The following is a 19405-nucleotide window of genomic DNA, read 5'->3' as shown; positions in this document are numbered from 1 at the left end:
GTGCGGCGGGAAATCGGCTGAGGTTAGCAGGCGGTGAGGACACGTCGAACACCAGCGCCCCCGGGCCCGACGTGCCCCCGCCGGGACCGGTCCCGGCGGGGGCACGTCAGCACACGGAGCATCCAACGGCCGCTCGGCCGACGGCCGTTCGCGCTCAGCTCAGCACGGTGACGGTGAACCCCCGCGGGGCGCGCAGCCGGACGGCCCCGGCGTGGTCGGTCTCCACCTCGATCGGCAGCCCGGCCACCGTCAGCCCCCGGATCCGCAGCGACTCGTACCCGGCCGGGACCCGCTCCCGCACCCACAGCCGGCGACCGGGGGCGTCCGCCGCCAGCCCCAGTACCGCCTGGAGGACCAGCACGGCCGCCGCGGCGGACCAGGCCTGCGGACGGCAGGAGGCCGGGTACGGGACGGGCCGGGTGTACCGGTCCCGCGGGTAGCCGGCGAACAGCTCGGGCAGCCGGTGCTCGAAGGCCGCGGCGGCGCGCACCAGTCCGTCGGCCAGCGGCGCGGCGTCCTCGTGCCGTCCGGCCCGGGCCAGGCCGTGCACGGCGACGGCGGTGTCGTGCGGCCAGACCGAACCGGTGTGGTAGCCCAGCGGGTTGAAGCCGGCGGTGGCGGCGTCCAGGGTGCGCAGGCCGAAGCCGCTGTCCAGGCCGGGGGCGGTCAGCCGCTGCGCCACCAGCGCGCTCTCCCCGGGCGAGAGCAGGCCGGTGCCGAGCAGGTGGCCCAGGTTGGAGGTGACCGAGTCGACCGGCCGCTTGTCGCCGTCGAGGGCGACCACCGGGTAGCGGCCCTGCTCGTCCTCCGTCCAGAATCGGTCGCGGAAGCGCTCGCCCAGCCGCTCGGCCCACTGCCGCCAGTGCTCGGCGCCGGGGCGGCCGAAGGCCTCCAGCAGGTCGGCGGTCTTGACGGCCGCCTCGTGGGCGTAGGCCTGGACCTCGCTGAGCGCGATCGGGGCGGCGGCGATCCGGCCGTCGCGGAACCGGATGCCGTCCGAGGAGTCCTTCCAGCCCTGGTTGGACAGGCCGCGGCCGGTGCTGTCGACGTACTCCAGGAAGCCGTCCCCGTCCGCGTCGGCGTACTCCTCCAGCCAGGTGAGCGCGGCCTCGGCGTGCGGCAGGAGGTCCTCGACCTCGGCGGCGGGCAGGCCCCAGCGCCAGGCGTCGTGCAGCAGGATCAGCCAGAGCGGGGTGGCGTCGGCGGTGCCGTAGTAGCTGGGCGGCAGGTGGGCGCCGGTGTCGAGGTGCTGCTCGGCGCGGCGGACCTCGTGCAGGATCTTGCCGGGCTGCTCCTCGGTGGCCGGGTCGACGGCCCGGCCCTGACGGCGGGCCAGGGTGCGCAGGGTGCCGGCGGCGAGCTCGGTGCCGAGCGGGAGCATCATCCGGGCCGCCCAGAGCGAGTCGCGGCCGAACAGGGTGAGGAACCAGGGCGCCCCGGCACCGAGGAAGGTGTCGGCGGGGTGCAGCGGGTCGGTGAGCAGCAGGCCGCGCAGGTCGTGGTGGGAGCGGGTGAGCCAGTGGGCGAGGTGGTGGTCGCGGCCGGTCACCTCGGGGGCGGTCCAGGGGGTGCGGTCGGCGGGCGGGAAGAGGTCGCCGTCGCGGTGCTCGGCGGTGCACTCCAGCACGGCCTGCCAGCTCTGGCCGGGGGCGAGTTCGAGCTCGTAGCCGAGGGTGCCGGTGGCGGCGTCGAGGTGGTCGGGCGCCGGGGTGAGGGTGAGGACGGCGGTGAGCGGGCCGTCGTTCCAGCGCAGGCCGCCGTCGTGCGGCCCGGGCCGGACGGGGGTGCCGCTGCGGCCGGCCTTGACGGTGTCCATGGCGGCGAAGTCGCTCTCGGCGCGCACCTCCAGGCGCAGCCGGGCGGGGCGGCCGCCGGCGTTGTGGAGGGTGTAGCGCTCGACCAGCCGGCCGGGGTGGAGTTCGCGGCGGCGCTCCAGGGTGGTGACCGGGTCGGCGGTCTCCTCGGCCAGGCCGCGCAGCACGGTGACGAAGGCGGTGTGCCCGTCGGCGCCCTCGGCGGTGGCGACCGGCGCGTTGGGGACGCCGGGGACGCCGACCTCCAGACGGGAGAGGATCCGGCGGTCGCCGTGGTAGAAGCCGTCCGCGCCTTCGGCGATCCGGCCGTCGGGGCGGGCGGCGCAGAAGCTCGGGGCGGCCACGGAGAGCCGGGCGTCGTGCAGGAACGGCTGCAGCTCGATCGCTGACATGGTCTCCTCGTTCTGGGTTCGGGTCTTGACAGTTGCTTCCACCCGGGCGCAACCTTTCTGCCATTGGAGCGTTCCAAGACATTAACTCGCCTGGTGGGCATGATGGAACCCCGTATTGGAACGATCCAATGAATGGGACAAACCCTTGTCGATGGCGACAGAACCTAGGATCACCGTCATGCATGCACACTCATCGCCCCGGCCCAGGACAGGGTCCGCCGTGACCCTCGAAATGGTCGCCGCCCGGGCCGGCGTGGGCCGTCAGACGGTGTCCAACGCGATCAACTCGCCCGAACTGCTGCGCCCGCAGACCCTGGAGCGGGTCCGCCGGGCCATCGACGAACTCGGCTACCGCCCGCACCGGGCCGCCCAGGCCCTCAAGACCAGGGCCAGCCGGCTGATCGGCTACGGCATCCGCTCCAGCAGCACCGGCGTCCCGACCCCCGTCCTGGACCAGTTCCTGCACTCGCTCTCCGAGGCCGCCGACCGGGCCGGCTACCGGGTGGTGCTGTTCGCCGTCGCCCCCGGGGACGACGAACTCACCAGCTACCAGCAGCTGCTGGACGAACACGGCGCGGACGGCTTCGTGCTCAGCGGCACCGACCGCGGCGACCGCCGCCAGGGCTGGCTGCACGAACGCGGCGTCCCCTACGTCGCGTTCGGCCGCACCTGGTCCGGCCGGGACGTCGGCGACTGGGTCGACGTCGACGGCGCCGCCGGTACCTCGGCCGCCGTCCGGCACCTGGCCGGACTCGGCCACCGCCGGATCGGCTTCCTCGGCTGGCCGAAGGGCTCCGGGGTCGGCGACGACCGCGCCCGCGGCTGGCAGGGCGCGATGCGCGAACTCGGGCTGTCCACCCGGGGCCGCCGGATGGAGAGCCCCGACGACCCGGAGCGCGCCACCGAGGCCGCGGCGAAGCTGCTCGCCACCGGCACCACCGCCGTGGTGGCCGCCAGCGACACCCTGGCCCTCGGCTGGTACCAGGCGCTGCGCCGGGCCGACCGCACCCCGGGCGCGGACGCCGCCGTGATCGGCTTCGACGACTCCCCCATCGCCCCGCTGCTGTTCCCCTCGCTCTCCAGCCTCGCCCAACCGCTCGACGCGGTCGGCCGGGTCTGCATGCGACTGCTGCTGGCACGCCTGGGCGACCCCGAACGGCCCACCGAACACGTCCTGCTGGAACCGGAGTTGGTCCTCCGCGAAAGCGCGTGACGCCCTTCCCCCGAAGGTTCTCCACCCTCCCTCCCACCCTGCAAGGAGATCCCGCATGGTCACCTCCCGCACCCTCGCCGCGGCCGCCGTCTGCGCGGCCGTCACCCTCGCCGCCGTCACCGGCTGCTCCTCCTCGGGCGGATTCGGCGGCTCCCCGGCCCAGCAGTCCTCCGGGGCCAAGCAGAGCCTGACCGTGCTGATCGCCACCTCCGGCGAGGCCGAGACGGCGGCGGTCAAGGCCGCCACCGCCGACTGGGCGCAGCGCACCGGCAACACCGTGACCGTGCAGATCGCCGCCAACATCAACCAGCAGCTCGGCCAGGCCTTCGCCGGCGGCAACCCGCCGGACCTCTTCTACGTCAACTCCGACCAGTTCGCCAACTACGCCAAGGGCGGCTCGCTGTACGCCTACGGCGACCGGATACCGGACGCCGCGGACTTCTCCGAGCAGCTGCGCACGGCCTTCAGCTACGACGGCAAGCTCACCTGTCTGCCCAAGGACAGCTCCACCCTGGCCCTGGCCGTCAACACCACCCTGTGGCAGCAGGCCGGGCTGACCGAGGCCGACTACCCGACCACCTGGCAGCAACTCGCCGACGACGCCGCCAAGCTCACCAAGGGCGGCGTCACCGGCCTGGTCACCGCCCCCGACTACCAGCGGGTCGGGGCCCTGCTGAAGCAGGCCGGCGGCTGGATCACCAACCCCGAGCAGACCGCGATGACCGCCGACAGCCCCGCCGACCGGCAGGCCCTCGAGTACCTCCAGGGCATGCTCAAGGCCGGCTCCGCGAAGTACATGACCGAGGTGGACGCCGGCTGGGGCGGCGAGGCGCTCGGCAAGGGCAAGGCCGCCATGACCATCGAGGGCAACTGGCTCAAGGGCGCGATGGCCAAGGACTACCCGGACGTCGCGTACAAGGTGCTGCCGCTGCCCGCCGGCCCGGCCGGCCCCGGTACCCTCGCCTTCAGCAACTGCTGGGGCATCGCCGCCAAGAGCAGCCACCAGGCGGCCGGAGTCGACCTGGTCCGGCACCTCACCGCGGCCGACCAGCAGCTCGCGTTCTCCCAGGCCTTCGGCGTGATGCCCTCGCGCACCAGCGCGCTGGCCGCGTACGCCGCGAAGTACCCCGAGTCCAAGGCCTGGGTCGACGGCGTCGCCCACGCCCAGCCGCCGGTCACCGTCGCCGGGTTCAACCAGGTGCTCACCCAGTTCAACACCGACCTCCAGTCGCTGCGGACCGCCGACCCGGCGACCATCCTCGGCGCCCTCCAGCGCAACGGCGAGCAGGCCCTCAAGAATGCCAAGTAACCGCACCGCCGGGAGACTTCGTGAAGGGGCCTGGGGCTGGCTGTTCACCGGCCCGATGATCCTGGTCCTCGGCCTCTTCATGGTCCTGCCGATCGCGATGGCGCTCTGGGTCAGCCTGCTGCACTGGGACGGCCAGTCCAACCCGTTCAGCGCCGACGCGGACTTCGTCGGCCTGGACAACTACCGCCGGCTGTTCGCCGTGGACGGCCTCGACCGCACGCTGTTCGCCACCTCGCTGCGCAACACGCTCTACTACGTCCTGCTCACCGTGCCGTTGCAGACGCTGCTGGCGCTGGCCCTCGCCATCGCCGTCAACCAGCGGATGCTGCGCGGCCGGAGCGCGCTGCGGACGGTCTTCTTCTTCCCGTCCGTCACCAGCTCCATCGCCGTCTCCACGGTCTTCCTGTTCCTGTTCCAGGGCAGCGGCGCCGTCAACCGGATGCTGGGCTGGTTCGGAGTCGAGGGCCCCAACTGGTTCGCCGATCCCCGCGGTCTGGTCTGGCTGGTGCTCGGGGCGTTCGGTGTGGACCAGCCGGCGCCGTCGGCCGGCGGCCCGCTCGGACTGTCCTGGTCGGAGTGGTTCGCCGGGCCCTCGGTGGCGATGTGCACCCTGATCCTGATGGCGGTCTGGACCACCTCCGGGACCTTCATGCTGATCTTCCTCGCCGCCCTCCAGGACATCCCGCGCGAGCTGGAGGAGGCCGCCGCGCTGGACGGCGCCAACCGCCGCCAACTGCTGCGCAACGTCACGCTGCCCGCGCTGCGGCCCGTCCTGTTCCTGGTGCTGACGCTGGGCCTGATATCCACCTGGCAGGTCTTCGACCAGGTGTACGTGATGGGGCGCGGCGCCCCCGCCAACACCACCCTCACGCCCGCCTACCTGTCCTACTCGGCCGGCTTCGACAACGCCGACTACGGGCAGGGCGCCGCCATCGCCTTCGTCCTGCTCGGGCTGGTCCTGCTGTTCACCGCCGGTCAGCGGTGGGTGCTGCGGGAGCGGGACGGCCGGCCGGGGCGGCGGGCCGTCCGGTCCGCGAAGTCCGTGAAGTCCGTTGAGTCCGTTGAGTCCGTCGAGTCCGTGAAGGGAGCCCGTCGTGCCGCACGCTGACCAGCGGGCCGGCCGGGAGCGGCCCGTGCTCGGCCGCTTCCCCCGGCCGGTGCGCCTGCTCGGGTACGCCGCGCTGCTCGGCTTCGCCCTGCTCTACCTGCTGCCGTTCCTGCTCCAGTTGGCGAACAGCTTCAAGAGCGACCCGGACGCGGCCGCCCACCCGATGACGCTGCTGCCGGACGGCGGCACCCTCGACGCCTACCGGCGGCTGTTCGGGCTGGCGCGGGGCGTGGAGAACGTGCCGTTCCTCGGCTGGCTGGGCAACAGCGTGCTGGTGACCGTGCTGATCACGGCCGGGCGGGTGTTGTTCGACTCGATGGCGGGCTACGCCCTGGCCCGGATCCGGTTCGCCGGCCGCCGGCCCCTGTTCGCCTTCGTGCTGGCGGTGATGGCGGTGCCCGGCGTGGTGCTGCTGATCCCGAAGTTCCTGGTGCTGAAGACCTTCGGGATGTTCGACACCTACGCCGGGATGGTCCTGCCGCTCCTGGTCGACGCCGCCGGGATCTTCATCATGAAGCAGTTCTTCGCGTCGGTGCCGCGCGAGATCGAGGAGGCGGCGCGGATCGACGGCGCCGGGACGTTCCGGATCTTCTGGTCGGTCGTGCTGCCGATGTCCCGGCCCGCGCTGATCACCCTCACGGTGCTCTCCTTCCAGGGCTCCTGGAACGAGTTCACCCACTTCCTGGTCGCCACCCAGTCCAGCGAGCACGACACCCTGACGACGGGTCTCGCCCACTTCGTGTCCGGCGGCCTCGGCTCCGGGACGCAGTACCCGCTCAAGCTGGCGGCGGCGCTGGTGTCCACCCTGCCGGTGGCGGTGCTGTTCTTCCTGTTCCAGCGGCACTTCGTCCGGGGCGCCAACTCCGGCTCGTCCAAGGGGTGATCCCGCCGCCCCCGTCCGGGGCCGGGGGCCGGGCCACCCCCGGTCCGGGCGGGGGGGCGGGATCCGGCCACGGGCCGTCATCTCGGCCCGATCTGTTAAAGCCGGGGTCAAATAATCGTGTGCGTCCTTGCTGATACTGTGCTGACATTGTATTGCGCTGCGGTGCACTCACCGCAGGGGAGGGATCGGCCTGGTCCCGTTCGACCAGGCCCTGTCACACAGGAGTTCCACCATCAACACCGCCATCCGCAAGGCCGCGCGCGGCGCGCTGCCCGTCGCCGTCACCGCCTCCGTCCTCGCCGTCGGCCTCACCGCCTGCGGCACGGCCGAGCAGCTCTCGGCCGGTCAGAAGGTGTCGAAGGCCTTCGGCAAGGTCGGTGACGGCAAGTCGGCCGGCTTCACGCTCTCCGTGGACGCCACGCCCGAGCAGATCGTCGCCTTCACCAAGGCCACTGGCGAGGACGCCATCGACGAGCAGAGCGCGAAGGGGCTGTCCGGCCTCTCCATATCCGTCGCGATCTCCGCGGACAAGCCGCTCAAGGAGGTCGAGGCCTTCAAGAACGCGGCCAAGGACCAGAAGGACAAGCAGGACCTCTCGCTCGACAAGTCGGTGCGGGTCTCCTACCTGATCGCGGACAAGAAGGGCACCCCGCTCCTGGAGTACCGCCAGGTCGAGGCCAAGGGGTACCTGCACGTCGACATGAAGAGCGTGCTCAAGCTCACCGGCCAGGACGCCTCCGAGATCGACTCCGTCGCCAAGGAGCTGCCTGCCGACATGGCCCCGGCCAAGGACGTGCTGACCGGCAAGTGGGTCTCGCTCGACCTCCAGCAGCTGGCCGACGAGGCCAAGAAGCAGGAGGGCGCCAAGGACGGCAAGCCCTCCGCGGTGCCCTCGGTCGACGCAGCGGCCGGCCAGGAGCTCCTCAACTCGCTGAAGGACGTCTTCAACCGGACGGTCACCTTCGAGGACAAGGGCAAGAAGGACGGCGTCGAGCACATCTGGATGAACGCCCCGGCCCGCCAGGCCGTGGACGAGCTCTACAAGGCGCTCAAGCCGCTCGCCGGCAAGTTCCCGGAGCAGTTCAAGAAGTTCCCGACCGAGGCCCCGAAGGACGTCCCGGACCGCAAGGTCGGCGCCGACCTCTACCTGAAGGACGGCGCGCTCTCCTCGGCCACCTTCGACCTGGCACAGCTGGAGAAGAAGGCCGACCCGGGCGTCAACTTCCCGATCAAGCTGAGCTTCAACCAGGATGCGCCGAAGGTCGACGCCCCCGCCGACGCCACCAAGATGACCACCGAGGACCTCATGAAGACCTTCCTCGTGCTGGCCAGCGGCGGCGAGGACGCGGGCCTCGACGAGGACGGCGGCGTCCCGCCCGTCCCGGCCGACGCCGCGCCGCTGACCGCCGCCCAGCTCAAGCAGCTGGCCGCGCTCGGCGTGCCGGAGGCCCAGGCCAAGGCTTTCAACACGATGGGCCTGGGGTTCGAGGACATCAAGGCCCTCGCCACGGAGAAGTGACGACCCGCTCCCGGGTCCTCGCGAACTCCCCTGCGTTCTCCTGAGTTCTCCCGAGCTCGCCGGAGGCACCGTGCTCCGACGGGCCTCCACCGGTACGACGACCGGCCGACCGCCTCCGCGGTCGGCCGGTCGCGTCCGTTCACCCCCTCTTGCGCAGGCTGACCTTGGCCCGGGCGGGCATCGGCGCCTCCGGGTCGCTCGCCACCCGGACCGCCTCCATCGCCGCGAGCTCGGTGGGCACCCGGGTGCGGGCGCCCAGCCCCAGGAAGCCGCCCTCCTCGTTGGCGTCGGCGACCACGGTCGCGATCTCGGTCAGGAAGGCGCGGAAGGTGTCGAGTTCGTCCGGTGCCCGCTCCGCGACGATCCGCGCCGCGGACCGGATCGTCTCCAGTGCGGGCCCCCGGTACTGGGCGAAGCGGGTGTCCGGGCGCAGCCCGGTGTCGAAGGCCGAAGCGGCGGCCAACTCCCGGACAAAGCGCCGTGGATGGGTGGTGCTCGCCTCGCGCAGCAGCTTGACGATCGCGATGACCTCCTCCGGGTCCGCGACGCCCTCGGCGAGGGCGACCAGCACCCCGGAGGCCATCAGTGCCCGGCCGAGCACCGCCCAGTCCTCCGGCGTGAAGTCCACCTCGCCCACGCCGTCGGCGACCCGGCCGATCCGCACCACCTGGAACCCGACCTCGGCGAGCACCGCGGGGATCAGCCGCACCGACTCCACCGTCCGGGCCCGGGCCCGGTCGGACAGCTCTTCCCAGGCCAGGGACTCCGCCCGGCCGTCCCGCTGGCCGGGGAGGAGCACGGTGGGAGCGGACCCCTCGGACGCGGCCGCCCCGGATTCGGCGCCCGTCCCGTAGCGGTGCTCGTGCTCGTGCTCCAGCCGGGCCAGCACCTCGGCCTCCTCCTCGGTGAAGTCCTCGAAGCCGCCGACGGCTTCGGGGGCGCTCTGCTCCGAGACCGGCACCATCAGGCAGCCGACCGCGGCGAGGCGGTCGCCGAGCTGCCGGGCCTGGCGCCGGTTGGCCCTCCGCAGCTCCTCGGGCAGCTCCTCCCAGGGCAGCAGGGCCGGACGGCTGCCCTCCTCCTCGCCGTCCTCCACCGCCGCCGTCACCCGGCTCCGGTGGATGGCGCGCGCCAGTTGCCGGGTGACCTGTGCGTTGGTGTAGTCGGCCAGGCTCTCGATGATCATCCCCTGGGCCTCCAGCCGGTCCTTCATCCGGCCGCACTCGTGCAGCACGGCCTCGGCGTCCAGCAGGGTCTGTTCGGCGCGGCGGTCACCGGCCTTGCCCAGCACGTCCTGGCCGACCATGATCACGATCATGAAGATCAGCTGGGCCAGGGTGGACAGGAAGCTCATGAAGGCGAACGGGTACGGGTCGAAGGTCTGCAGCCCCAGCCGGGACATCCCGATCCACACCACCTGTGTCACGGCCGCGAGGTAGAACGCCCACATGCTGCCCAGCCGCCCGGTCAGCCAGGCGGCGATCCGCCCGTTGACGCCGGTCACCTGGTCCAGTGCCTGCGGCGGCTGCTGCACCCGGTGCCGGTGGATCCACGGGTGCCCGCTGGTCTCCAGCAGGCTGACCCCCCGGCCGAGCGCCCGGTCGTGCCGGTCCAACTGCGCCTGGAGGTCGGCGACCTTGGCGAAGATCGCCTCGGCGTTCTCGTAGGTCTGCACCGCCCGGCGGTCCGCGGCCTGGCCGAGCACCCGCTGGCCGACCAGGATCGCCAGGCAGAGCACCAGTTGGACCACGTTGTCGAGGAACAGCAGGAAGCCGAAGGGGTACGGGTCGATCGCGTGCAGCGGGCCCCATGTCGCCAGCGCCATCCAGCCGCCGACCACCACCAGGGTGACGTACAGGGCGGGCATCGACCCGACCGCCCGGGTCAGCGCGGCCGCGATCGCGCCGTTCACCCCGACCTGTTCGTCCGCCATCGCCACCGGCTGTTGCTGCGGCTGGTCGATCCCCGTACCGGCTTCCGTCACGCCCGCTCCTCACGCTCGACCCCGGCACCGGCGCCGGAGTCGTGGTCGGTACATGATGACAGCGGGCGGACGGCCGGGCGGACCGGTGGGCGGCGTTCTTAACGCGTCGTCAACCGCATTCAGTGGGCACGCAGTTGCTTCGGGGCGGTGGCGGTCGGCAGGTCGGCCGGGGCGCCCTCCCAGGTCACCGGGGTGGAGTCGGGGTAGCTCGCGCACTCCGCCGTCGCCGCCACCGTGAGGGTGCCGCCGACCGGGTCGAAGGCGACGGCGACGCTCTCGGCGAGGGCTCCCGGGCCGGTGGCCGACGGGGTCGGCGTCCACCGGGCGCCGCGGCCGGAGTCCTCGGCGGCACCGACGGCCCAGCCCTGGGCGGCCAGGGCCGGCCGGGCGCGCCCCAGGGCCTGGGTCCACTCGTCCTCGGTGACCCCGGCCAGGGTGAAACGGGCGCCGAGGACGGCGGTGCGGGGCTGGTCGGCGCCGCGGTCGCTCATCCTCTCCAGCGCGTGGGCGAGTCCGCGCGGTCGGCAGACGTCGTAGACCCAGGCCCTGATCCCGTCGGCGGCGCCGGGCGCGGACGCCAGGGTCACGCCGGACGGCAGGGCGAGGGCGTCGTAGACGGACTGGGTGCGGGCGTCCAGGTGCCCGGCGACCACGGCCGGATCGGCCACCGGGTAAGGCTCGCCGTCCCAGACACCCGCCCAGGCCCCGGCCGCCGTGCTGCCGCCGACCACGCCGAGCACCACGGCGGCCACGCCTGCGGTGAGCATCCCGCCCCGCAGGGCCGCGCGCCGGCCCCGCCCGTCCTTCTGCCCACGCTTCGTCATGATCGTCATCGTCCACCGGCGCAGCGCACCGCCGCCTGAGTACGGGTACTCAGGCGGCGGTGCGGGGGTGCTCAGGCGTGCGCACCCGGGCCCGGGCGCTCAGGTGCGGGCGCTCAGGCGTGGGCGGCGGCGCACTCCGGGTGTCCCCAGCTGCCGCCCACCTTGGTGATCGTGTCGCCCTTGGCGTACGGGCGGCTGCACGGGCAGGTGCCGGGGAAGCGGGCGTTCAGGGTCCGCGAGGTGCCGCCGCTGCGCTTGGCGGCTCCACCGGCGCTCCCCGAGGCGGCACTTCCCGAGGCGGTGCGCGCCTTCGGGGCCTTGGCGGCCGCGGCCGGGTCGGGCACCGGCAGGTCCGCGGCCGTCCCGGCGGCGGCCTGCTGGGTGCGGGCGGCGTCGCTGGCGGCCTTGTCGGCGATCGCGTTCAGCGGGTCGCCGTCCACCTGGTGGGCCGGAACGTACACGAAGGTGACGTCCCGCCCCTCCAGGAGTTCGTCGATCCGCTGGATCAGCTCCCGGTTGGCGACCGGCTTGCCGGCGGCCGTCTTCCAGCCGTTGCGCTTCCACCCCTTGAGCCACTTGGTGACCGAGTCACGGGTGTAGGTGCTGTCCAGCCGGACCTCCAGCGGGACGGCCGGGTCGGTGGCGGACAGCAGCTGCTGAAGGGCCGTCAGTTCGCCGATGTTGTTGGTGCTGTGCCCGAGCGGCCCGGCCTCCCAGCGCTGGGGCGCCCCGGCGCCGTCCGCCACCACGTAGGCCCAGGCCGCCGGGCCCGGGTTGCCCTTGGCCGCTCCGTCGCACGCTGCAATGACTCGTTCCACCATGCCCCGATCATGCCTGGTCAGGCGGCTCGGAGCCAAAGCGGCGGGTCGGCGCGGGCCGCGGCCGCGGCACGGGGCGAGGCCGGGGCCGGGGCGAGGCCGGGGCCGGGGCCGGGGCCGACGGGGTCAGTGCCGCAGCAGGGGGAGCAGCAGCGCGGCGGACCAGCTGAAGTTGGTGGAGTTGCGGCCGGCCCCGGTCAGCGGGTCGTAGTTCTCCCGTACCGGCCCGTCGCCGCCCAGTCCCTCGGCGGCGGCGAGCAGGCGCTCGACGGCCCGGCGGGCGTCCTGGTCCCAGCCGTGGCGGCGCAGGCCCTCGATCGCGAAGTAGGTCTGGTCGAGCCAGGCCAGGCCGCGCCAGTAGCCGGCCGGGTCGAAGGAGGGCGAGCTGCGGGCGACGGTCGGGAAGGGCATCGGGGTGCCGAACTCGGCCGGGTCGAGCAGCCGGGCGCGCACGGCGCGGGCCTGGGCGGCGTCGGCGGTGCCGGACCAGAGCGGGATCGCCCCCTCGATGCCGCGGCCGCGGGCCGTGAGCCGGGCGCCGGTGGCCAGGTCGGTGTCGTGGAACCAGCCGCCGGCCGGGTCGTACATGGTGTCCCGGATCGCGGCGTCGATCCGCCCGGCCTTGGCGCGCAGCCGCTCCGCGGTGGGGCGGTCGCCCAGTTCGGCGGCGATCGCGGCCAGGTGGCGGTGGTCGGCGGCCAGGTAGGCGTTGAGGTCCACCGAGCGCTGGGTGAGCGACCAGCCGAGCAGGGTGCCCTGCGCGTCCCGGTTGGCGACCACGCCGGCGGCGTCGAAGCGCGGGGCGTTGTCCATCCCGGACTCCCAGGCCGCCGCCTGCCGGCAGTCCTCGGGGGCGGCGTTGGCCGGGTCGACGGTGGCGCCGTACTCGCACAGGCCCTCGCCGAGGTGGTCCCGGGTGCGGTACCACCAGTCCTGGTAGGCGGTGAGCTTGGGCAGCAGCTCGCGCAGGAAGGCCCGGTCGCCGCTGCGCCGGTAGACCTCCCAGACCGCCCAGGCGGCCAACGGGGGTTTGGAGTTGCGTTCGTTCCAGTTGCCGCCGCCGGTGCTCGGGTCGTTGTAGAAGACGCAGTCGGGGACCATCCCGGCGTCCTGGGGGCGGTCCGCGGAGCCGGCCGGGACCTGGTGGTCGAAGACGGCGCGGATCTGGTCGGCCGCCAGGCCGGGGGCGAACAGGGCGGTGCCGACGGCCTGTTTCCAGGTGTCCCAGGCCCAGACGCCGCTGAACCACTTGTTGGACAGCGAGGGGGTGACGGCGTCGTGCCGGATCCGCCCGGCCGGGCTGCGCCAGTTGGTGACCAGGGTCTGCACGCACTTGACGGCCGTGCGGCGGCGGGCGGCCGGGACGCCCTCGGTGGCGCGGGCGACGTACCCGGCCCAGCGGGCGGCCCCGGTGGCGGCGGTCCGCTCGGGGGCGCGCAGCGCCGCACCGGCCTCCCGGGCGGCGCGCTCGTACTCGGCGGCGGTGAAGGTGTAGCTCTCGGTCCAGTCCAGGGTGCGGGCGCTGCCGGGCGGCAGCCGGACGGGGGCGGCGAGTTCGGTGCGGTGGCGGTCGCCGTCGACGGTGACCCGGACGGGCTGGGCGTGCCGGACGGCGAAGCGCTCGGTGCCGTCGGTCAGGTAGTCCCAGGTCTTCCGGACCCGGGCGAAGTCCACCTCGACGCCGTGCTCGGCGGCCCGCAGGCGCGGCGCGTCGTGCTGGGGGCCGTCGGCGGGGCGCAGCAGGGTCCCGGTCCAGGCGACGCCCAGGGTGCGGGCGGTGCGGCCGGTGTTGGTGAGGCGGGCGCGGAGCAGGGCGGTGCGGTTGCCGGCGAAGCGCAGTTCGAGGGTGAGGGCGAGGCCGTCGCCGAGGGTGTGGGACTGGCGCAGCAGTCCGGGCAGCGCGGTGCGGACCGGGGCGCCGCCGGCGGCGAGGTCCAGCGGCGTGCCCCGGTCGGTGAGTTGGAGGCGGGTGAGGCCGTCGCTGAGCCACCAGGGGTACTCCTGGGCGAGGTACAGCGGGCCGGTGAAGCCGCCGGGCGGGTCGGTGGGGCGGGGCAGGGCGTAGGCGTGCCAGGCGCCGAGGTCGGCGAAGACGGTGATCGGGTTGTTGTCGCCGGGGTAGGCCTGGGTGGGGGTGCCGTGCAGGTCGAGGACGTCGGCGTAGCGTTCGGCGGCGAGGCTCTCGGCGGCGGGGCTCTCCTCGATGAGGCTGTCGGCAGCGGGGCTTCCGTCGGCGGGGCCGTCGTCGGCCCGGGCGGCGGTCGGCGCGGCGAGGCTGCCGGTGGCGGCCGTGAGGGCGGAGGCGGCGAGGAAGTGGCGGCGGGTCAGCGGGTTCATGCGCGCTCCTCGGTGGCGGGCAGGCGGAGGACGGCGGCGCCGAGCGGGGCGAGGGTGAGGGCGTCCCCGGTGGCGGTGCCGGTGAGCAGGTCGGTGCCGGGGCGGGTCAGCGGCACCCGGCGGTCGGCGGGGCCGTGGTTGAGCAGGAAGAGGTACTCGGTGCCGTCGGCGGCGCGGCGGCGGGTGGCCTCCACGTCGGCGGGCAGGCCGGGCAGTTCGGGGCCGATCCCGGCCTCGGCGAGCGGGAGGTCGAGCACCCGGCCGGTGTCCGGGCCGAGGTGGCAGCTCAGGTACCAGGCGCTCCCGGAGCCGTGGCGCCGGCGGGTGACGGCGGGCCGGCCCGCGAGCTCGCCGGTGGTGTAGCGGGCGAGGGTCTCGGCCTCCGTGGTCTCGATCCACTCGCTCCAGCGCTCGGCGTGCAGTTCCCGGTCGCCGAGTCGCAGCGCGGTGGTGGCACCGTCCGGGATGGGCCAGTGCTCGTCGACGACCAGCCCGAGGAGTGCGCGCAGCGGGCCGGGGTGGCCGCCGGGGTGGATGTGGTCGTGGCGGTCGGTGATGCCGCTGAAGGGGCCGCAGACCAGGTGGCCGCCGTCCCGGACGTAGCGGGTGAGGCGTTCGGCGGTGGCGGTGTCGAGCAGGTAGAGGTTGGGGGCGAGCAGCAGCCGGTAGCCGTCGTGGGCCGCGTCCGGCGGGAGGAAGTCGACGGTGGTGCCGCGCTCGTACAGGGCCGTGTACCAGGGGCGGAGCAGTTCGGGCCAGCGCATCCGGGCGGAGGGGTGGTCGTCCAGTTCGAGCGCCCACCAGCTGTCCCAGTCGAGCAGCACGCCGACCCGGGCCCGGCTGCGGCTGCCCGCGATCTCGCCGAGCCGGCGCAGTTCGGCGCCGAGGGCGACGGTCCGCTGCCAGCCGCGTCCGGCGGTGCCGCGGTGCGGGAGCATCGCGCTGTGGAACTTCTCGGCGCCGGCGACGGAGGCGCGCCACTGGAAGTGCAGCACCCCGTCGGCGCCGCGGGCCAGCGCCTGGAGCGACCAGAGGCGGTAGAGCTCCGGGCGTTTGGGGACGTTCACCGGGCGCCAGCTGACGGCGGAGGGGGCCTGCTCCATCAGCAGCCAGGGCCGGCCGGCCTTGAGGGAGCGCATCAGGTCGTAGTTCAGGGCCGCGTTGACGTGGGCGCGCGGGTCGGCCGGGTCCGGGTAGGCGTCGTCGGAGACGAAGTCCTCGTGCCGGCTCCACTCCCAGTAGTCGAGGGCCTTGAGCATCGACATGAAGTTGGTGGTGACCGGCAGCCCGGGCGAGAGTGCGTCGAGGACGGCCTTCTCGGCGCGGTGCAGGGCGAGCAGGGCGTCCGAGCAGAACCGGCGCCAGTCCAGCAGTTGGGTCGGGTTGACCGGTCCGGGCGCGGTGCGCGGCGGCTCGATCTGGTCGAAGGTGTTGTACCGCTGGGACCAGAAGGCCGTTCCCCAGGAGCGGTTCAGCTCCTCGACGGTGCCGTGCCGGTCGCGCAGCCAGCGGCGGAAGTCGGCGGCGGACTCGGCGCAGAAGCACTCCTGGACGTGGTCGCCGTACTCGTTGTGGATGTGCCACAGGGCGAGCGCGGGGTGGTCGTGGTAGCGCTCGGCGAGCGCCCGGGTGAGCCGCACGGCGGCGGCCCGGTAGACCGGGGAGGAGGGGCAGTAGTGCTGGCGGGAGCCGAACTCCAGTCGCACGCCGTCGGCGGTGACGGGCAGCAGTTCGGGGTGGGCGCGGACCAGCCAGGCGGGCGGGGAGGCGGTGGCGGTGGCCAGGTCGACGGCGATGCCCTGCCGGTGCACGAGGTCGAGCAGGCGGTCCAGCCAGCCGAAGTCCCAGCTGTCGGCGTCGGGTTGCAGCCTGGCCCAGGAGAACACCCCGACCGTGACCAGGTTGACCCCGGCCTCGGCCATCAGCTTCACGTCCTCCGCCCACACCTCCTCGGGCCACTGTTCGGGGTTCCAGTCCCCGCCGTACAGCAGGCCGGGCACGCGGGTCAGTCGGTCCATGCGCGCATCATCCCTTCAGCGCTCCGCCGAGCAGCCCGGCCACGAACTGCCGCTGGAAGAGCAGGAAGAGCACCATCAGCGGGAGGGTGGCCAGGAAGGAGCCCAGCATCAGGCCGGAGTAGTCGACGTGGGTCAGCCCGGTCAGCGTGTTGAGCGCGACCGGCACGGTGTACTTGTCCTGGGTGTTGAGCATCAGCAGCGGCCAGATGAAGCTGTTCCACTGGCCCATGAAGGTGAAGATCACCAGGGCGCCCAACTGCGGGCGCACGCACGGCAGGACGACCTGGTAGAAGGTGCGCAGTTCGCCGGAGCCGTCGATCCGGGCGGACTCCAGCAGTTCGTCGGGGAAGTCCAGGAAGCTCTGGCGCATCAGCAGGATGCCGAAGGAGTTGGCGAGGAAGGGCAGCAGGACGGCCTGGTAGCTGTCGATCCAGCCGAGACTGGCCATCATCTGGAACAGCGGGACCAGCAGCACCTGGAGCGGGATCATCATGGTGGCCAGTACCAGGCCGAGCAGCAGGCCCCGGCCGCGGAACCGGTACTTGGCCAGGCCGTAGCCGCACATCGCGGACAGCAGCGAGCTGAGCAGGGTGTGCACGACGGCGATGCCGAGGCTGTTGAGCAGCACCCGGCCGAAGCCGATGCTCTGCTGGAGGTGCACCAGGTTGCGCAGCAGCTCGCCGCCGGGGAGGAACGGCGGTGGGGAGTGGAAGAGTTCGGAGCTGCTGTGGGTGGCGGCGATCAGCATCCAGGCGAACGGCAGCAGGCTGAGGACGGCGCCGAAGGTGAGCAGGGTGAGGACGGCGGCGCGGCCCAGGAGCCTTCCCCGGGTCGGAGTTCTGCCCGTCATCGGCGGCGTTCCCTTCCGTAGAGCCGGAACTGGAGCAGCGAGACCGCCGCGATGATCAGCACCACCACCCAGGCGATGGCGGCCGCGTAGCCGAAGTCCAGCTGCTGGAAGCCGACCTTGTACAGGTAGACCACCGGGGTGAGGGTCGCGTCGCCCGGCCCGCCTCTGGTCAACACGTAGTTCTCGTCGAAGAGTTGGAGGGTGCCGATGGTGGAGGTGATGACGCAGAACAGCACCACCGGGCGCAGCTGCGGCAGGACCACCCCGGTGTAGGTGCGCACGGTGCCGGCGCCGTCCAGGGCGGCCGCCTCGTACTGGTCGCGGCCGATCGCCTGGAGTCCGGCCAGCAGGATGACGGCGTTGTAGCCGGTCCACCGCCAGGTGACCGAGCCGATCAGCGAGATGCGGGCCCAGGTCGGCGAGTTGAGCCAGTCGACCGGGCCGAGGCCGAGGGCCTGGAGGAACTGGTTGGCGAGGCCGCCGTCGGTGCGCAGCAGCACCTGGAAGACCACCGCGTAGGCGACCAGGGTGGTGATCGCGGGCAGGAAGAAGACCGCGCGCCAGCCGGAGCGGAACCGCAGCCAGGACTGGTTGAGCAGCACGGCGAGCACCAGGGCCAGGCCGGTCATCACCGGCACCTGGACGGCGAGGATGAGACCGGTGTTGACCAGGGAGTGCAGGAAGGCCGGGTCGTCGAGCATCCGGCGGTACTGGTCGAGGCCGACGAAGACGTCCACGCCGTCCCGGCGGGCGGTGAGGCTCTGGTACAGGCTGGCGCCCAGGGGGTAGGCGAAGAAGAGGACGAACAGGGCGGCGGTGGGGCCGGCGAACAGCCAGGCGGCGGTGTGCCGGGAGCGCCGCCCACGGGCCCGGGCGGACCGGGCGGCGGGCGTGCGCAGGGGGACGGGGACGCTGCTGGTCATGGCCGCCCGTTCCTAGGAGACCGTCTGGCGGCCGGTCGCGGTGGCGATCTGGCGGGCGGCGGAGCGCAGGACGGTGCCCGGGTCGGCGCCGTTGTGCAGCACCTGGTTGACGGCGGTGGTGACGATGTCGCCGGCCTTGGCGTCGTCGGGGGTGCGCTCGACGGTGGGGATGCTGCGGACCAGGTCGGCGAACAGCTTCATGGCGGGCTGGCCGGCGTAGTAGGGGGCGGGCTGCTGGAAGTACGGGTCGTCCAGGGCGGGGAGGTAGGCCGGGAAGAGTCCTTCGTGCTGCATCATCGAGACCTGGTTGGCCTTGTCGGCGAGCAGGAAGGAGAGGAACCCCCACGCGGTCTCCGGGTTCCCGCTCTGCGCGGTGACGCACAGGGTGGAGCCGCCGCTGTTGGAGGTGCGGGTGCCGCCGGGGGTGAAGGCGGGCAGCGGGACGACGCCGAACTTGCCGGAGAGGTCGGCCATTTCGGCGGTGAGGGTGCCGTCCCACCAGGCGGCGGTGGGGGTGGTGGCGGCCTTGCCGTCGTGGGTTCCGGAGACCAGGCCGTCCCAGCCGTTCTCGAAGTCGACCAGGTCGCGGTCGACCAGCTGCTTCATCAGCGTGAGGGCGCGCTCGGCGGCGGGGGTGGCGACGGCGACCTTGCCGTCGGTGAACCAGGACTGGCCCTGCTGCTGGAGCAGTTGGGCGAAGAGGGTGTCCTGTTTGGAGTCCATGATGAGCAGCTTGCGCCCGGTGGCCTGCTTCAGGGCTGCCCCGGCGGTGAGGTAGTCGTCCCAGGTGGCGAGCGTCGCCGGGTCGATGCCGGCCTGCTGGAAGTGGTCCCGGCGGTAGAACAGGGCGCACGGGCCGCTGTCCCAGGGCAGCCCGCGGACCCGGCCCTTGGCGTCCGTCACGGTGCGCCACGTCGCCTCGGCGTACTGGGACTTGAGGCTCTCGGCCCGGCTCGTGAGGTCGACCAGGCCGTTCGGGAAGTTGCCGAGGTAGGTGGGGAGCCTGCCGCCTTCGACGGTGAGGATGTCGGGGAGTCCGCTGCCGGCGCCCAGGCCGACGGTGATCTTGTCGTAGGCGTTGTCGTAGCCGATGTCGACCACCTCGACGGTGGTGCCCGGGTGGGCCTGCTCGAAGACCGTGCCGAGCCGCTGCATCGCCTTGGCCGCCACGTCCCAGGACCAGATGGTGACCTTCCCGGTGAGGGCGGCACTCGGGCCGGCGGCCAGCTGTTTGGCGCCCGGCCCGCCCGCCCCGCCGGTGGCGCAGCCGGTGGCTCCGGTCAACAGCATTGCGCCGCCCGCGAGTCCGGCGCCGAGCAACCGGCGGCGGCCGAGGACCGGGGTGGATGTTCCTCCCCCGTAGGGGAGTTGGCGGTTTTTTCTGGGCCGGGTTTCTGCGGACATCTTGCCTCC

General features: G+C 73.2%; 14 protein-coding genes. 5 read left to right on the top strand and 9 right to left on the bottom strand.

Features of this window, described 5'->3' with window-relative positions; genetic code table 11:
* Window positions 1-154: 154 nt before the first annotated feature.
* Complete coding sequence (locus AB0O91_RS31465; RefSeq protein WP_363440342.1) at window positions 155-2206, bottom strand: glycogen debranching N-terminal domain-containing protein; 2052 nt, start codon at window positions 2204-2206, stop codon at window positions 155-157.
* 220 nt (window positions 2207-2426) lie between these two features.
* Here AB0O91_RS31465 and AB0O91_RS31460 point away from each other — a divergent pair, with 220 nt between their 5' ends.
* From AB0O91_RS31460 to AB0O91_RS31440, 5 genes are all read left to right on the top strand, one after another.
* Window positions 2427-3419 (top strand): LacI family DNA-binding transcriptional regulator, encoded by a 993-nt coding sequence (locus tag AB0O91_RS31460; RefSeq protein WP_363440339.1) that lies wholly within the window; start codon window positions 2427-2429, stop codon window positions 3417-3419.
* A gap of 55 nt (window positions 3420-3474) precedes the next feature.
* Entirely contained in the window at window positions 3475-4728 is a 1254-nt protein-coding gene (locus AB0O91_RS31455; RefSeq protein WP_363440336.1) for an extracellular solute-binding protein, read from the top strand.
* The gene (locus AB0O91_RS31450) at window positions 4718-5836 is read left to right on the top strand and encodes a sugar ABC transporter permease (protein ID WP_363440333.1); all 1119 of its coding nucleotides are present in this window, start codon (window positions 4718-4720) and stop codon (window positions 5834-5836) included. The genes AB0O91_RS31455 and AB0O91_RS31450 overlap by 11 nt, the downstream gene beginning before the upstream one ends.
* A complete protein-coding gene (locus tag AB0O91_RS31445) occupies window positions 5823-6719 on the top strand; it encodes a carbohydrate ABC transporter permease (protein ID WP_363440330.1) in 897 nt (298 codons plus the stop codon). Before AB0O91_RS31450 ends, AB0O91_RS31445 begins: the two co-directional genes overlap by 14 nt.
* A gap of 352 nt (window positions 6720-7071) precedes the next feature.
* Window positions 7072-8238, top strand: a complete 1167-nt coding sequence (locus tag AB0O91_RS31440) for a hypothetical protein (RefSeq protein ID WP_363440327.1) — start codon at window positions 7072-7074, stop codon at window positions 8236-8238.
* Window positions 8239-8377: 139 nt separating this feature from the next.
* On the opposite strand, the gene AB0O91_RS31435 is transcribed toward AB0O91_RS31440, so the two are convergent.
* The 8 genes from AB0O91_RS31435 to AB0O91_RS31400 form a co-directional block, all read right to left on the bottom strand.
* Entirely contained in the window at window positions 8378-10222 is a 1845-nt protein-coding gene (locus tag AB0O91_RS31435; protein ID WP_363440324.1) for a DUF1003 domain-containing protein, read from the bottom strand.
* 119 nt (window positions 10223-10341) lie between these two features.
* Window positions 10342-11046 (bottom strand): hypothetical protein, encoded by a 705-nt coding sequence (locus AB0O91_RS31430; protein ID WP_363440321.1) that lies wholly within the window; start codon window positions 11044-11046, stop codon window positions 10342-10344.
* 113 nt (window positions 11047-11159) lie between these two features.
* Entirely contained in the window at window positions 11160-11867 is a 708-nt protein-coding gene (locus tag AB0O91_RS31425) for a ribonuclease H (protein ID WP_363440318.1), read from the bottom strand.
* 123 nt (window positions 11868-11990) lie between these two features.
* Complete coding sequence (locus tag AB0O91_RS31420; RefSeq protein ID WP_363440315.1) at window positions 11991-14201, bottom strand: trehalase family glycosidase; 2211 nt, start codon at window positions 14199-14201, stop codon at window positions 11991-11993.
* The gene (locus AB0O91_RS31415; RefSeq protein WP_363440312.1) at window positions 14198-16219 is read right to left on the bottom strand and encodes a beta-galactosidase; all 2022 of its coding nucleotides are present in this window, start codon (window positions 16217-16219) and stop codon (window positions 14198-14200) included. Before AB0O91_RS31415 ends, AB0O91_RS31420 begins: the two co-directional genes overlap by 4 nt.
* A 7-nt stretch (window positions 16220-16226) precedes the next feature.
* Complete coding sequence (locus AB0O91_RS31410) at window positions 16227-17069, bottom strand: carbohydrate ABC transporter permease (protein WP_363440309.1); 843 nt, start codon at window positions 17067-17069, stop codon at window positions 16227-16229.
* Complete coding sequence (locus AB0O91_RS31405) at window positions 17066-17992, bottom strand: sugar ABC transporter permease (RefSeq protein ID WP_363440306.1); 927 nt, start codon at window positions 17990-17992, stop codon at window positions 17066-17068. The genes AB0O91_RS31410 and AB0O91_RS31405 overlap by 4 nt, the downstream gene beginning before the upstream one ends.
* 12 nt (window positions 17993-18004) lie before the next feature.
* Entirely contained in the window at window positions 18005-19282 is a 1278-nt protein-coding gene (locus AB0O91_RS31400) for a sugar ABC transporter substrate-binding protein (RefSeq protein WP_363440303.1), read from the bottom strand.
* Window positions 19283-19405 lie beyond the last annotated feature (123 nt).

The organism is Kitasatospora sp. NPDC089797 (assembly GCF_040684795.1).
GTDB lineage: Bacteria > Actinomycetota > Actinomycetes > Streptomycetales > Streptomycetaceae > Kitasatospora.
Note: the sequence above shows the minus strand (reverse complement) of the source record. Positions and strands in the feature narration are given on the sequence as shown.

Bases quoted from the DNA above. Each gene is read 5' to 3' on its own strand.
- AB0O91_RS31465 (WP_363440342.1), bottom strand. From the start codon at position 2,206: ATGTCAGCGATCGAGCTGCAGCCGTTCCTGCACGACGCCCGGCTCTCC.
- AB0O91_RS31455 (WP_363440336.1), top strand. From the start codon at position 3,475: ATGGTCACCTCCCGCACCCTCGCCGCGGCCGCCGTCTGCGCGGCCGTC.
- AB0O91_RS31450 (WP_363440333.1), top strand. From the start codon at position 4,718: ATGCCAAGTAACCGCACCGCCGGGAGACTTCGTGAAGGGGCCTGGGGC.
- AB0O91_RS31430 (WP_363440321.1), bottom strand. From the start codon at position 11,046: ATGACGAAGCGTGGGCAGAAGGACGGGCGGGGCCGGCGCGCGGCCCTG.
- AB0O91_RS31425 (WP_363440318.1), bottom strand. From the start codon at position 11,867: ATGGTGGAACGAGTCATTGCAGCGTGCGACGGAGCGGCCAAGGGCAAC.
- AB0O91_RS31420 (WP_363440315.1), bottom strand. From the start codon at position 14,201: ATGAACCCGCTGACCCGCCGCCACTTCCTCGCCGCCTCCGCCCTCACG.
- AB0O91_RS31415 (WP_363440312.1), bottom strand. From the start codon at position 16,219: ATGGACCGACTGACCCGCGTGCCCGGCCTGCTGTACGGCGGGGACTGG.
- AB0O91_RS31410 (WP_363440309.1), bottom strand. From the start codon at position 17,069: ATGACGGGCAGAACTCCGACCCGGGGAAGGCTCCTGGGCCGCGCCGCC.
- AB0O91_RS31405 (WP_363440306.1), bottom strand. From the start codon at position 17,992: ATGACCAGCAGCGTCCCCGTCCCCCTGCGCACGCCCGCCGCCCGGTCC.
- AB0O91_RS31400 (WP_363440303.1), bottom strand. From the start codon at position 19,282: ATGCTGTTGACCGGAGCCACCGGCTGCGCCACCGGCGGGGCGGGCGGG.